Origin of the sequence: Pokkaliibacter sp. CJK22405, assembly GCF_046614695.1 — a bacterium.
In the GTDB taxonomy this organism is placed as follows: domain Bacteria; phylum Pseudomonadota; class Gammaproteobacteria; order Pseudomonadales; family Balneatricaceae; genus Pokkaliibacter.
In genome coordinates this window covers 25,013-36,882 of sequence record NZ_JBKKHQ010000029.1, presented here as the reverse complement: position 1 = coordinate 36,882, position 11,870 = coordinate 25,013, and the positions used below count along the sequence as shown (strand labels likewise).

At 53.5% G+C, this 11,870-nt stretch carries 11 protein-coding genes; 6 read left to right on the top strand and 5 right to left on the bottom strand.

Annotation, left to right across the window (positions count from 1 at the left end):
- Positions 1 to 300: 300 nt before the first annotated feature.
- Positions 301 to 867: a TetR/AcrR family transcriptional regulator gene (locus tag ACKC9G_RS18245; protein WP_411408089.1), complete on the bottom strand. Its 567-nt coding sequence runs from the start codon at positions 865 to 867 to the stop codon at positions 301 to 303.
- Between the two features lie 195 nt (positions 868 to 1,062).
- On the opposite strand from ACKC9G_RS18245, the gene ACKC9G_RS18240 reads away from it, so the two are divergent.
- Entirely contained in the window at positions 1,063 to 2,247 is a 1,185-nt protein-coding gene (locus ACKC9G_RS18240) for a GTP-binding protein (RefSeq protein ID WP_411408087.1), read from the top strand.
- A gap of 74 nt (positions 2,248 to 2,321) precedes the next feature.
- Here the strand turns inward: ACKC9G_RS18240 and ACKC9G_RS18235 are convergent, their stop codons facing one another.
- Genes ACKC9G_RS18235 through ACKC9G_RS18225 form a run of 3 tightly spaced genes read right to left on the bottom strand, consistent with a single transcriptional unit; the run spans position 2,322 to position 5,853 of the window.
- The gene (locus ACKC9G_RS18235; RefSeq protein WP_411408085.1) at positions 2,322 to 3,248 is read right to left on the bottom strand and encodes an ABC transporter permease; all 927 of its coding nucleotides are present in this window, start codon (positions 3,246 to 3,248) and stop codon (positions 2,322 to 2,324) included.
- A 9-nt stretch (positions 3,249 to 3,257) separates the two neighbouring features.
- Entirely contained in the window at positions 3,258 to 4,328 is a 1,071-nt protein-coding gene (locus ACKC9G_RS18230) for an ABC transporter permease (RefSeq protein WP_411408083.1), read from the bottom strand.
- Positions 4,315 to 5,853, bottom strand: coding sequence for an ABC transporter ATP-binding protein (locus ACKC9G_RS18225; RefSeq protein ID WP_411408081.1), 1,539 nt, complete (start codon positions 5,851 to 5,853; stop codon positions 4,315 to 4,317). Before ACKC9G_RS18225 ends, ACKC9G_RS18230 begins: the two co-directional genes overlap by 14 nt.
- A 247-nt stretch (positions 5,854 to 6,100) precedes the next feature.
- On the opposite strand from ACKC9G_RS18225, the gene ACKC9G_RS18220 reads away from it, so the two are divergent.
- Genes ACKC9G_RS18220 through uraH form a run of 5 tightly spaced genes read left to right on the top strand, consistent with a single transcriptional unit; the run spans position 6,101 to position 11,570 of the window.
- Positions 6,101 to 7,495: a xanthine dehydrogenase small subunit gene (locus ACKC9G_RS18220; RefSeq protein WP_411408079.1), complete on the top strand. Its 1,395-nt coding sequence runs from the start codon at positions 6,101 to 6,103 to the stop codon at positions 7,493 to 7,495.
- Positions 7,488 to 9,836, top strand: coding sequence for a xanthine dehydrogenase molybdopterin binding subunit (gene xdhB, locus ACKC9G_RS18215; protein WP_411408077.1), 2,349 nt, complete (start codon positions 7,488 to 7,490; stop codon positions 9,834 to 9,836). The genes ACKC9G_RS18220 and xdhB overlap by 8 nt, the downstream gene beginning before the upstream one ends.
- The gene (gene xdhC, locus ACKC9G_RS18210; RefSeq protein ID WP_411408075.1) at positions 9,820 to 10,662 is read left to right on the top strand and encodes a xanthine dehydrogenase accessory protein XdhC; all 843 of its coding nucleotides are present in this window, start codon (positions 9,820 to 9,822) and stop codon (positions 10,660 to 10,662) included. Before xdhB ends, xdhC begins: the two co-directional genes overlap by 17 nt.
- A 42-nt stretch (positions 10,663 to 10,704) precedes the next feature.
- Positions 10,705 to 11,235 (top strand): 2-oxo-4-hydroxy-4-carboxy-5-ureidoimidazoline decarboxylase, encoded by a 531-nt coding sequence (gene uraD, locus ACKC9G_RS18205; protein WP_411408073.1) that lies wholly within the window; start codon positions 10,705 to 10,707, stop codon positions 11,233 to 11,235.
- Positions 11,232 to 11,570, top strand: a complete 339-nt coding sequence (gene uraH / locus ACKC9G_RS18200; RefSeq protein ID WP_411408071.1) for a hydroxyisourate hydrolase — start codon at positions 11,232 to 11,234, stop codon at positions 11,568 to 11,570. Before uraD ends, uraH begins: the two co-directional genes overlap by 4 nt.
- On the opposite strand, the gene ACKC9G_RS18195 is transcribed toward uraH, so the two are convergent.
- The gene (locus ACKC9G_RS18195) at positions 11,571 to 11,810 is read right to left on the bottom strand and encodes a bacterioferritin-associated ferredoxin (protein WP_411408069.1); all 240 of its coding nucleotides are present in this window, start codon (positions 11,808 to 11,810) and stop codon (positions 11,571 to 11,573) included.
- Between the last annotated feature and the right edge of the window lie 60 nt (positions 11,811 to 11,870).

The window sequence follows — 11,870 nt, the reverse complement described above, 5'->3', positions numbered from 1 at the left end:
AACGGGATTAATCAATATTAAGAACTGCACATGATACGGCTTTTGTACAAGTATTTACAAATCTTTGTACAAGAATTTCAGTGCAGGCTTCAGCGAGGCAGTATAGACCTATCCTGGAGCTTATGTTGTTACGGTATCAATATGGGAAAATTGGGCTGAACGTCAGGTTTTATCAAGCCTCAAGGGGTATAAATCTGAGTGATGGGGGCTGGGGGTAAAGGTTATAACGCTGTGAATTCAGCAACTAAGGCCCAAATGAAGAGGGAGGCTTGTATAGGTTTTTCCCTATAAAAGGGTTAATCACTCCGGGTGCGTATAAATTGCATCCCAACAGGCCAGCTTGAGACACTGCATTTCTGTTTCGCTAAAGGAATAGATCGAGTTGATATTAAGGCGGCAATTAAATTCGATGGGGCCGAGCGCAAGACCAATCAATATATCGTTGGGTAGCTGCTTGAAGATACCTTCCTCACGACCTTTTTCGATTAAATCGAGTATCTCTGCGAAATAGCCACGAAGCTCTTCATGCAGATCTGCCACATCGCGGGAGGCCAGATCCAGTGCGGCCTTGGTGACATAGCGCTCAGGATATTTACGGTTGTAGTTAATCAGGTTCTCAACCAAGGTAAATATTTTCTCCTGATAGCTGCCTTTATCTATGCCGACCTTGAGTGCCTCACCCAGTTCCTCGGCCGATTCATGATGCATCGCGCGGATCAGATCGTCCTTATCGCGGAAATAGCGATAAATCGTCCCGGTCGAAACCCCGGCAGCCTGAACAATTTTACTCATGCTCAGCCCATGCAAACCGTGGGTACGCAGCAGTTGCTCCGTGGTCCGAAGGATGTGATATCGCTTGTCCTGCATAAGGAATATTCGCGGCAGTCTGAGTGAGGAAATAAGTACCAATTCGAATTGTTATGAGGCAGCTGGATCTTGGCAAGTGCTGTCAGTTAAAGAATTCAGCGTTGCAGCAGAGGGAAAAGAAAGGTTGTTGTCATGAGAGGGTAAAACAGGTTTATAATGTAATAACATAACATTTAATGCCTGCGAGTAAAAATCATGTCCTCCATTCCCGTCACAGTGTTATCCGGCTTTCTTGGTGCGGGAAAAACAACACTGCTTAATCAACTCTTGCGTAACACTCAGGGCCTCAAAATTGCTGTCATTGTGAATGACATGAGTGAGGTAAATGTCGATGGAATGCAGGTTGAGAAAGAAATTTCCGTTCGCTTCAGTGAGGAAAAGCTGGTGCAGCTCAGCAATGGTTGTATCTGCTGCACACTGCGTGAGGATCTGCTAGAGCAAATTACACAGCTGGCCAATGAAGGCATCTACGATTATCTGCTGATTGAATCCACCGGGATTGCCGAGCCTTTGCCGATTGCGGAAACCTTTACCTTTGAGGATGAGAACGGCCAAAGCCTGAGTCAGCTGGCAAGACTGGACACCATGGTGACTCTGGTGGATGCCAAGCATTTCCTGCGGGACTTTGAAGAAGCCCAGTCATTGCAGGATGCAGGCGAATCTCTGGGGGAGGACGACGAGCGCACAGTCAGTCAGCTGCTGACGGAACAGGTCGAGTTTGCCAATGTAATTGTGATCACCAAGGCCGATCTGGTGAGCGAAAAAGAGTGGGCGGAAGTGATGGCAGCGGTGCGAGGGCTTAACCCCTCAGCGCGGATTCTCACCGCCGACAAAGGATTGATCGAGCCTGAACAGATTCTGAATACCGGGCTGTTCTCCTTTGAAGAAGCTGAGAAGGCGCCAGGCTGGCTGCAGACATTACGCGGCGAGCTTCATTCTGAAACCGAAGAGTACGGGATCAGCAGCTTTGTATATCGCGCACGTCGCCCCTTTGATCCGCAAAAGCTCCATGCACTCTTGGATGCAGGTTTGTATACCGAGCAAGGTCGTCTGCTGCGCTCCAAAGGTTACTTCTGGCTGGCAGATTGTGATGATGATGTTTTTCATTGGTCTCAGGCCGGTGGTCAACTGTCTTTCGAGTATGCGGGTAAATGGTGGGCAAGTGTCGGTGAAGAAGAGTGGACGACTGAGCCGGGGATGCTGCTGAATATTCGCGAGCATTGGGATACTGCTGTGGGTGATCGCCGGCAGGAACTGGTGTTTATTGGGCAGCAAATCCAGCAGGAGAAGTTGGTAGCCGCACTGGATGCCTGCCTGATTGAGCGGGGGGCTTTCCATGGTCATAACCCATTTCGCCAGGCAATGCCCATTGCGGTATAACCACTTCTGAGTGGCCTTCTCGTTATAAAAAAATCCCGGGCAGTTTATGCACCGGGATTTTTTGTCTCTGCGAATCAAGCCGTTGGTCGCCAGGGTCTTCCGAGGGCTGCGGGTGCCTGAAGTGCTCCACGACCCTGACGAGAGGATAGAATCACCAGCACCACTATCGTCGCGACGTAAGGCATCATCGCCAGCAGCTCGGGAGAAATCTCAAAGCCGAGGCCCTGAAACACAAGGTGAAGAATGCTGGCGAGACCAAACAGATAGGCGCCAAGCATTAAGCGGCCAAGACGCCAGCTGGCAAACACGACCAGCGCCAATGCAATCCAGCCGCGGCCAGCGGTGATATTTTCATTCCACATGGCCGGATAGCCCAGAGACAGATAACTGCCCGCAATGCCTGTCATGGCTCCGCCAAACATTACCGCAAGATAGCGCACTCGAACCACCGGATAACCCAAGGCATGCAGCGAATCGGGTGACTCTCCTGCAGCCCGGACAATCAAGCCCGCTCGACTGGAGCGTAGTGCCCAGGCCAGTAACGGTACTGCGATAAAGCTCAGGTAGATGACGGGATCCTGATTGAAAAGAGCATTGCCAATCACGGGGATATCACTCAGGCCGGGAATCGCCCAACGCTCCATACCTGAAATCGGGTTACCGACATAGGGCTGGCCAATAAACGCAGCTAGCCCACCGCCAAAGATCGCCAGCGCCAAGCCGGTGGCGTATTGGTTGGCATTCAGCGTCAGGGCAAGAAAACCAAACAGTAACGACATCGCAATGCCTGCCACAGCTCCTGCCATAAAACCAATGAAGACATTACCGGTAGCCAGTGCGGCAATAAAGCCGATGACGGCCCCCATCAGCATCATGCCTTCCTGACCCAGATTGAGCACGCCGGAGCGCTCAGTGATCAGCTCGCCCATGGCAACCAGTAACAGTGGCGTGCCAGTCCTAACCGCAGAGAACAGCACGTTGGAAATCAGATCATAATCCATAGGGAATCCTCAGGCTGTTGCCGGGCGGCGCACGAAACGAATTCGATAGCCAATGAACAGGTCACAAGCCAACAAGAAGAACAGCAACATGCCCTGGAAGAGTTCAGTCAGAGAAACCGGTAAACTCAGTTTTATCTGCGCCACTTCACCACCTAGGTAGGTGAGGCCCAGCAGAATACTTGCGAGCACAATTCCAAAGGGGCTCTGCCGGCCCAGAAACACCACGATGATAGCGGCATAACCATAACCGGAGGCGATGTAAGGGGTGATCTGGCCAACCGGGCCGTCGACTTCGGCGGCACCTGCCAGTCCAGCCAACGCTCCGCACACCAGTAACACCAGCCAAGTCAGGCCTTTACTGCTGAAACCCGCGAAACGCGCGGCACTGTCATCTTTGCCCTGAACCGTGATCTTGAAGCCCAGATGGCTGTACCGAAGAACGATGATAAGGCCAATGACAGCAACCGCGGCAAGCACAATGCCCAGATGTAGGCGAGTGCCTTCGATGAGAATCGGCATCAAATGATTGTCATTAAAGAGTGCGGATTCGGGGAAATTAAAGCCATCAGGGTCACGAAGCGGACCATGCACGCCATACTGAAGTAAATGAAAGGCGATGTAGTTGAGCATAATGGTGGTCAGAATTTCATTGCACTGAAAGGCCGTTTTCAGCCAGGCAGCAATACCTGCCCAGAACATTCCGCCCGCCATGCCGGCCAGCAGAATAAGTATGGTGTAGTAGCTGGAGTCATTATCGAGTCCGGCCAGCGCTACCATCCCACCACAAAGGCCACCAGCGACGAACTGGCCTTCGGCGCCGATATTCCAGACGTTCGCCCGGTAACAAAGCAGGAGACCCGTTGCGCAAAGTAGAATCGGTGTGACTTTGACACCAAGCTCGCCAAGGCTGTAAAGATCAGTCACGCCTCCAAGAAAGAAACTGTAGAGGCTGGTAAAGGGGTTATGTCCCAGTGCAGCAAAGAGAATCCCGCCAGTGATCAGTGTGCAAAGCACCGCTAATAGTGGCGAGCACCAGGCCATCACTCGGGAGTCTTGAGGAAGGCGTTCAAGCCTGAGCATGAGAAGGCTCCTGAACGGTAGCTTGTGAAAAATCGCCGCCCATCCAGCGGCCCACTTCTTCCAGACTGGTATCAGTCACGGCTTTGATTGGTGAGAGTTCACCGTGGCAGAGAGCTGCCATGCGGTCGCTAATCTCGAAAAGCTCTTCCAGGTCTTCCGAGAGAATGATGACGGCACAACCCTGATCGCGCAGATTAAGTAGCGCCTCACGGATACTGACCGCAGAGCCTATATCCACGCCCCAGGTGGGATGGCTGGCCACCAGAACGGTCGGCTGCTGTTTCACTTCTCGTCCAATAATGAACTTTTGCAGATTGCCGCCGGAGAGGCTTCGGGCTTGTGCGTCTATCCCCGCGGTTTTTACCCGAAAGCTCTCGCACACCTCTTTAGTCCACTGGCGTAATGCGCCCCGGCGAATCATTCCCTGTTTCACCAGACCTTTATGCGATGCTGTTAGCAGTGCGTTATCGACCAACGACATCTCAGGCACTGCGCCGCGGCCGAGTCGATCTTCCGGTACCACGGCCAGACCACGCAGGCGGCGCTTACTCGGGGACAGTTTGCCGACAGGCTGATCATCCAGCTGAATACTTTGTGAAGTTGCCAACTGCTCACCGCTTAGCGCGCGCAGCAAGCAGGCCTGACCATTACCGGCGACTCCGGCAATACCCAGAATCTCGCCCCTAAAGGCTTCAAAGCTGACGTTACGTACTCCCACCTCATGGCTGGAAAGTCCAGAGAGAGTCAGCTCGTTAATGTTGATAGCGCGCTGGCCCCGACTACCAGGACGAGAAGAGGCATGTGTCGCAGTTCCTGCCCCGACCATACGGGCAGCGAGTGTTTCGATATCTGTCTCACGCGGGTCCAGCTCATCCACGACTTCGCCAGCACGCAGAATGGTGGCGCGCTCGCACAGGTCTTTCACTTCCTGCAGCTTGTGACTGATAAACAGGATCGCGCAGCCGGAGGCGGCGAGCTTACGAAGACTCTGGAATAGTCCCTCACATTCCTGCGGTGTCAGCACGGAGGTGGGCTCATCCAGAATTAGCAAGCGAGGGCGGTTTAGCAGCGCTCGAATCAGTTCAACACGCTGACGCTCGCCGGTGGAGAGGCTACTGACCGGACGGTGTGGGTCCAGGTGCATCCCGTATTGCTCTCCCATCTGAGCGATGCGCTGAATCACTTGCTGGCGTTGTTTCGCTTCTTTGGCGGGCAAACTTAAAAGCACATTTTCCAGCACGCTCAGGGTGTCAAACAATGAGAAGTGCTGGAATACCATGCCAATACCAAGCTCTCTGGCGTGGGCAGGACCTTTAAGGATGATCGGATCACCTTGCCAGAGCAGCTCGCCTTCGTCGGGCTGAACAACGCCGTAGATAATTTTCATCAAGGTGCTTTTGCCGGCACCGTTTTCACCCAGCAGGGCATGAATTTCGCCTGCCCGGATGTCGAGGTGAATACGATCATTCGCCTTGCAGCCCGGGTACACCTTGGTGATGCGGCGAACCTCAAGAAGTGGGGTCATCGTTTAAAGCCTGTGGAAGTTTCAACCGCTAAAGGTCGAAGAAGTGATATGAACCGACAACGAGAAAGCAGCAATCATGCCACTTGCCTTGAATATTTGTCCAACTGGATCGTTTTGGTGGCATAGGCTTTGCTGAGAATAAATAATAATTAAACCGATTGGATGATTTTTAAAGGGTTTGGCGTACAGTCATATTATCCCTAAAAAATCACCACGGGCTCAAACGAACCGGTAAGGAGTACGTCTGATGCTGAGGGTCAAGGTGAATGGTAAGGCATTACAGATGCCAGATCCCGATCCAAATCAGAGCATTCTACAGTGGGTTCGCACTGAGTTGGGGCTGCCGGGGACTAAAGAGGGTTGCGCTACCGGTGATTGTGGTGCCTGTACGGTGGTGATTGCTGAGCCTGATGAAGACGGCATTCATTATAAGAGTGTGAATGGCTGTATCACTCTGGCAGGAACGTTGAAAGACCGTTCTTTAATCACGGTTGAAGGTATCAGCCAGGGCAGCGAGCTTCATCCCTGCCAACAGGCAATGATTGAGAATCATGGGACGCAGTGTGGTTTTTGCACGCCGGGCTTTGTGATGAGTCTCTTCGCGGCGAGTCATAACCAGTTGGATGCCTGCGAGATGGAACAGGCACTGGGTGGTAATCTATGCCGTTGCACCGGTTACACCTCGATTCGCGATGCCGTTCAGGTGCTGGCGGAAAACTCTCTGCCGAACAGGGTGGATATCTGGATGCCAGAGCCCGCCCAACAGGTTTCTGCCATAGCAGAAGCCTCAGCGCCTTCTGCTTTTATCTCTCCGCTCACGCTAACAGAAGCCTTACAGGCCAAGGTGAAGCATCCCGACTTCCCCTGGTTAGCGGGTGGAACGGATTTGGTCGTCGAGATGAACTTACAGCACAAGCGCTACCCGGGGTTCATCTGGCTTGGCCTGTGTGCAGAACTCTCGACGATTTCTCAGGATGAAGACTATGTCAGCTTCGGCGCTGGCGTCAGCTTTGCGGAACTGCTGCTCTGGAGTGAAACTCATCAGCCTGTGCTTGCCCAATTACTCGAGCGCGTGGCTGCTACTCAGGTACGAAATCAGGGAACGCTGGGCGGCAATATCGCCAATGCTTCTCCCGTTGGTGACTTGCCGCCTGCTCTTCTGGCACTGGATGCGCAGGTACAGCTTCGCTCTGCAACGTCAGAGCGTTGGGTGCCTTTGGATACCTTTTTTACCGGCTATCGCAAAACGGTCATGCAGCCTGATGAGCTTCTATGCCTGGTTCGGGTGCCTCATGATCGGCTGTTTAACGGCCTCTCGATTGATAAGGTCAGTAAACGCCGAGAGGACGATATCGCCTCCATGCTGGTGGCTGTCAGTGTGTCGGCCATGGGGCAGGTGCGTATCGGTTTAGGCGGCATGGCGGCAACTCCATGTCGGGCGCCTGCGACTGAAACTCTGGTAGCTAGAAAGATGATGGAGGGTGAGTCGATCAGTGTTCAGGATATTCTTCGGCAGCTCTCGGAGGATGTCACTCCCATGTCAGATGCACGAGCCAGTGCGGATTATCGTCTGCAGGTTAGTGCTGCATTGATTCACCGGGCGTTATCGAAAGGCTCCATCAGGGAGGTGTCTCATGCGTAAGTTAATTGCTCCTGCGGTGAGCTCTGTCGTCGGGCCGGGTCAGGTGGGTAAGGCGCATCCTCATGAGAGTGCCCGGTTGCAGGTTAAGGGTGAAGCGCGCTACGTGACGGATATCCCGCTACCGCAGGGCAGTCTTTATGGCGTTGTGGTGCTGGCTTCTCAGGCAAATGCCGCAGTCAGTCTGCATATTGAGGAGGTAAGAGCGTCTGAAGGCGTTGCCGCTGTCATGACGGCCGCGGACATTCCCGGGCATCAGGATATTGGTCCGGTTTTCCCGGGTGATCCGTTACTGGTGATGGATAAAACCCTGTATGTCGGGCAGGCACTCTTTCTGGTGGCTGCCACTTCCGAGACGCTGGCCAGAGCGGCTGCGGCCAAAGCACGTATTGAATACGCAGAAGCTGAGCCTTTGGCGCTGGACCCCAAAGCCAGTGTCGCGGCGAACCTGCTGGTGCGCCCCACTCATGTGATGGAGCGGCATCCCGCTGCCGCGATCACCTCCGGCGAGATCAGCCTCAGCTCTACACTGGAGATCGGTGGTCAGGAGCATTTCTATCTCGAAACTCAGGCCACGCTGGCGATACCGGGTGAAGAAGGGGCTTTGCATTTGCATTGCTCGACTCAGCACCCGTCAGAAGTGCAAAAGCTGGTGGCGGAGGTGCTGAACCTTCCCCTGCATTTGATTAGTGTCGAAGTGCGTCGTCTGGGAGGCGGTTTCGGCGGCAAAGAAACTCAGGCTGCAGGTGTGGCTTGCATGGCAGCCTTGTTAGCCAGTAAGACTCAGCGACCTGTGGTACTGAGGCTCAATCGACAGGAAGACATGCGCCTGACCGGCAAGCGCCATCCCTTTGTGGCGGATACTGAGTTAACTGCAGATGCCGCCGGCATGATTCAGTCGCTGACGATGACCCTGACGGGTAACTGTGGCTGCTCACCGGATCTCTCAGAAGCGATCGTCGATCGGGCCATGTTTCATGCGGATAATGCGTACTATCTGCCGGATGCGACTGTAACGGGGTTTCGCGCCTTTACTCACACCGCGTCCAACACCGCATTTCGTGGCTTTGGCGGGCCTCAGGGCATGCTGGCTATTGAAGCTGCAATGGATGATTTAGCGCGTACTCTGCAGGAAGACCCTTTTGAGGTTCGCCTGAGAAATCTTTATGACACCGAGACTCGTAACCAGACTCATTATGGCCAGACCATAGAGCACTTTCCGGTCGCAGATATGATGCTTGCCTTGGCTGATCGCTGTGATTATCGCCGTCGTTATGAATCGATTCGCGAAGCGAACCAACAGGACGCATCTTCCACTGTGCGCCGTGGTATTGCGCTGACACCTGTTAAGTTTGGGATCTCCTTTACTGCGCAGCATCTCAACCAGGCGGGAGCGCTGGTACACATTTATACCGACGGCAGCGTTCAGGTGAATCATGGTGGTATCGAGATGGGGCAGGGGCTGCATATCAAGATGCAGCAGATTGCTGCCGATGCGTTTGCTCTGCCACTGGAACAAATCCGCATCACCGCCACGCGAACCGACAAAGTGCCTAACACGTCACCAACGGCGGCTTCATCTGGCGCAGACTTAAACGGCCAGGCGGTTCAGGATGCCTGCATGACACTACGAAGCAGGCTGACGGAACTGGTGGCGCAAAACGTGGGAGTCACCGCCGCGCAGGTGTCTTTCAACGAGGGGGATATTGAAGCGGCTGATCAACGCTGGAGCTTTGCCGAGTTAGTTCAGCAAGCGTATTTTGCGCGGGTCTCGCTCTCTGCAACCGGTTACTACCGCACGCCCCGTATCTATTACGATCGTGAAAAGGCGGAGGGCCATCCCTTTTACTATTTCGCTCATGGCGTGGCCTGTAGTGAGGTCGAGGTTGACACCCTGACAGGGGAATATCGTCTGCTGCAGGTTGATATCCTTCACGATGTGGGACACTCCCTGAACCCGGCGATGGACAAAGGTCAGATTGAGGGAGGTTTTGTTCAGGGCTTGGGTTGGCTGACCACAGAAGAGCTGGTGTGGGATGAGCAGGGCAGACTTCGTACTGACACGCCTGCGACCTACAAAATTCCAACATTAGGCGATGTTCCCGCGCGCTTTAATACTGAGTTGTTGACTCAGGCTGATCATCCGGCGGCAACCATTCATCGCTCCAAGGCAGTGGGAGAGCCGCCTTTTATGCTGGCTATTTCTGCCTGGTGCGCGCTTCGTGATGCGCTAAGTGATATTGCTCCTGGCAGGCCTGTTCCGCTGAATGCGCCTGCGACACCAGAGGCTGTGTGGCGGGCCGCACGTTCATTAGAGGAGATGCATTATGCAGCCGTCTCTTGATTGGATCAGTGCTCTAAGCCGTTGCAAGGATGAAAATATTCCGGGTGTTTTGGTAACAGTGTTGGGCGTTCAGGGATCGTCTCCACGTGATGCCGGCACCAAGATGCTGATTACAGAGCATGAGCAACACGACACTATCGGCGGTGGTAATCTGGAGTACCAGTGTCTGTTAAAGGCACGTGAGTTTCTGCAGTCTGGGCAGCATTCGCCCGTGATTGAGCGCTTCAATCTGGCTGCGAGTCTTGGGATGTGCTGTGGAGGCGTGGTGATGGTGTTGTTTGAGCCGTTGCAGTTAGCCCAACCCATCGTCATCTTCGGTGCTGGTCATGTCGCATCCGCGCTGGTCAGCATCTTGAAAGCGCTGCCTTATGATATTAGGTGGGTAGATGAGCGGGATGGGATCTTTGCAGAGGAATCGACGGCGGCTTCGGTGGGTCGGGTACGTTATATGCAAGAAGATCCCCTACAGGTGGCGGTAAGTGCGCCAGCCCAAGCACGTTTCCTGATTCTCACCCATGATCATCAGTTGGATTTTGATATTTGTCTGCAGCTACTTAAGCGCGAGTCGATGCCAGCCTTTGTTGGCTTGATTGGCTCTTCAGAAAAGTGGCGGCGGTTTCAGCAGCGATTTGAAGCCCGGGGTATAACCGAAGAGCGTGTGTCGCAGATTCACTGCCCATTAGGAATGCCCATTGGCGGTAAGCGTCCCATGGAAGTGGCGGTATCGATTGCCGCTCAGCAGATTCAGCTGGATCAAACGGCATCGGCTTACACTGCCGATGTCACTCCTCTTAACTGGCAGGCGGCTCGTGCGCTTCAGGCATGAGCTTGCGCCGCAACGGTCATGAGCACTGATCAAGGAGTCAGCATGTTTACTTCGATGCTAAATACGTATTCACCCCAGGATCTTCGTCGACACCTTTATAACACCTGTAGTAGCGAGCAATGGGTTGAGCAGGTGGTGATGGAGTCACCCTTTGGCAGTGAGTCGACCTTTGTTCAGGCCGTTGATAAAGCATTCAAGAGCATGACTCCTGCGCAGTGGCTGGAAGCCTTCGCAGGCCATCCGATGATTGGCGATGTGGATAGCCTGCGCAAGAAATACGCGGACACGCGTAAGCAGGCCAGTAATGAGCAGTCCAGCGTTGCTGAAGCCAGCGAGGAGACCTTGCAACGCCTTGCTGAATTAAACCAGGCTTACTTTCAACGTCATGGCTTTATTTTTATCGTTTTCGCCTCGGGTAAAAGTGCGGATGAAATGCTGGCACTACTCGAAGAGCGTTTACCAAGAACCACAGAAGAAGAGACGGCGGCTGCGGCTCAGGAACAACGCAAGATCACTGCACTCCGCCTCAGTCAGTGGCTGAAAACCCCTTGGCTGGCAAAGGAGCTGGCATGATCACACTCAGTACTCATGCGTTAGATACCCTGACGGGCAAACCTATGGAAGGGTTGGAAGTGATCATGGAATACTGCCATGAAGGGAGTTGGCGGGTTTTGTCCAGAGGGGTGACTAATACCGATGGCCGCATCAAAGAATGGCCATCAGTTGATGCTCTTATACCGGGGCGATACCGACTGATCTTTGCTCTTGAGCCCTGGTGTCAGGAGCACAACAGAGAAGTGTTTTTTCCTGAGGCGATTTTGACGGCTGATCTTGATGGCAGCCTTAGTCATTACCATTTGCCACTTTTATTCAGTGGCTATGGCTACACCACCTACCGGGGCAGCTGATCAGGCTGCCGGATTCCATACATTCAGTGTACTGGCACCCGCCGGAGACCACATTTGAACTCCAGAGGCTGAGGTGTTCTTGCTGGCAGTGTCGAGTACCTGCTGGGCGTAAGGTTTGCACTTTCCGCAGCACTGGCCAAGGCCAAGGTGCTGCCCCAGTGATTCCACCGACTGAATACCTTCTTCATAAGCGTCATGGATCATTGAGTCAGAAACGCGTTTGCAGACACATACGAGCATGGAGTTCTCCCTGATAAGCAGAGTAAGAATGATTCGCATTTAATCACTGTTGTCAACAAA

Excerpts from the sequence above, each read along its gene's own strand:
- ACKC9G_RS18245 (WP_411408089.1), bottom strand. The coding sequence starts at position 867 with ATGCAGGACAAGCGATATCACATCCTTCGGACCACGGAGCAACTGCTG.
- ACKC9G_RS18240 (WP_411408087.1), top strand. The coding sequence starts at position 1,063 with ATGTCCTCCATTCCCGTCACAGTGTTATCCGGCTTTCTTGGTGCGGGA.
- ACKC9G_RS18235 (WP_411408085.1), bottom strand. The coding sequence starts at position 3,248 with ATGGATTATGATCTGATTTCCAACGTGCTGTTCTCTGCGGTTAGGACT.
- ACKC9G_RS18230 (WP_411408083.1), bottom strand. The coding sequence starts at position 4,328 with ATGCTCAGGCTTGAACGCCTTCCTCAAGACTCCCGAGTGATGGCCTGG.
- ACKC9G_RS18225 (WP_411408081.1), bottom strand. The coding sequence starts at position 5,853 with ATGACCCCACTTCTTGAGGTTCGCCGCATCACCAAGGTGTACCCGGGC.
- ACKC9G_RS18220 (WP_411408079.1), top strand. The coding sequence starts at position 6,101 with ATGCTGAGGGTCAAGGTGAATGGTAAGGCATTACAGATGCCAGATCCC.
- xdhB (WP_411408077.1), top strand. The coding sequence starts at position 7,488 with ATGCGTAAGTTAATTGCTCCTGCGGTGAGCTCTGTCGTCGGGCCGGGT.
- xdhC (WP_411408075.1), top strand. The coding sequence starts at position 9,820 with ATGCAGCCGTCTCTTGATTGGATCAGTGCTCTAAGCCGTTGCAAGGAT.
- uraD (WP_411408073.1), top strand. The coding sequence starts at position 10,705 with ATGTTTACTTCGATGCTAAATACGTATTCACCCCAGGATCTTCGTCGA.
- uraH (WP_411408071.1), top strand. The coding sequence starts at position 11,232 with ATGATCACACTCAGTACTCATGCGTTAGATACCCTGACGGGCAAACCT.
- ACKC9G_RS18195 (WP_411408069.1), bottom strand. The coding sequence starts at position 11,810 with ATGCTCGTATGTGTCTGCAAACGCGTTTCTGACTCAATGATCCATGAC.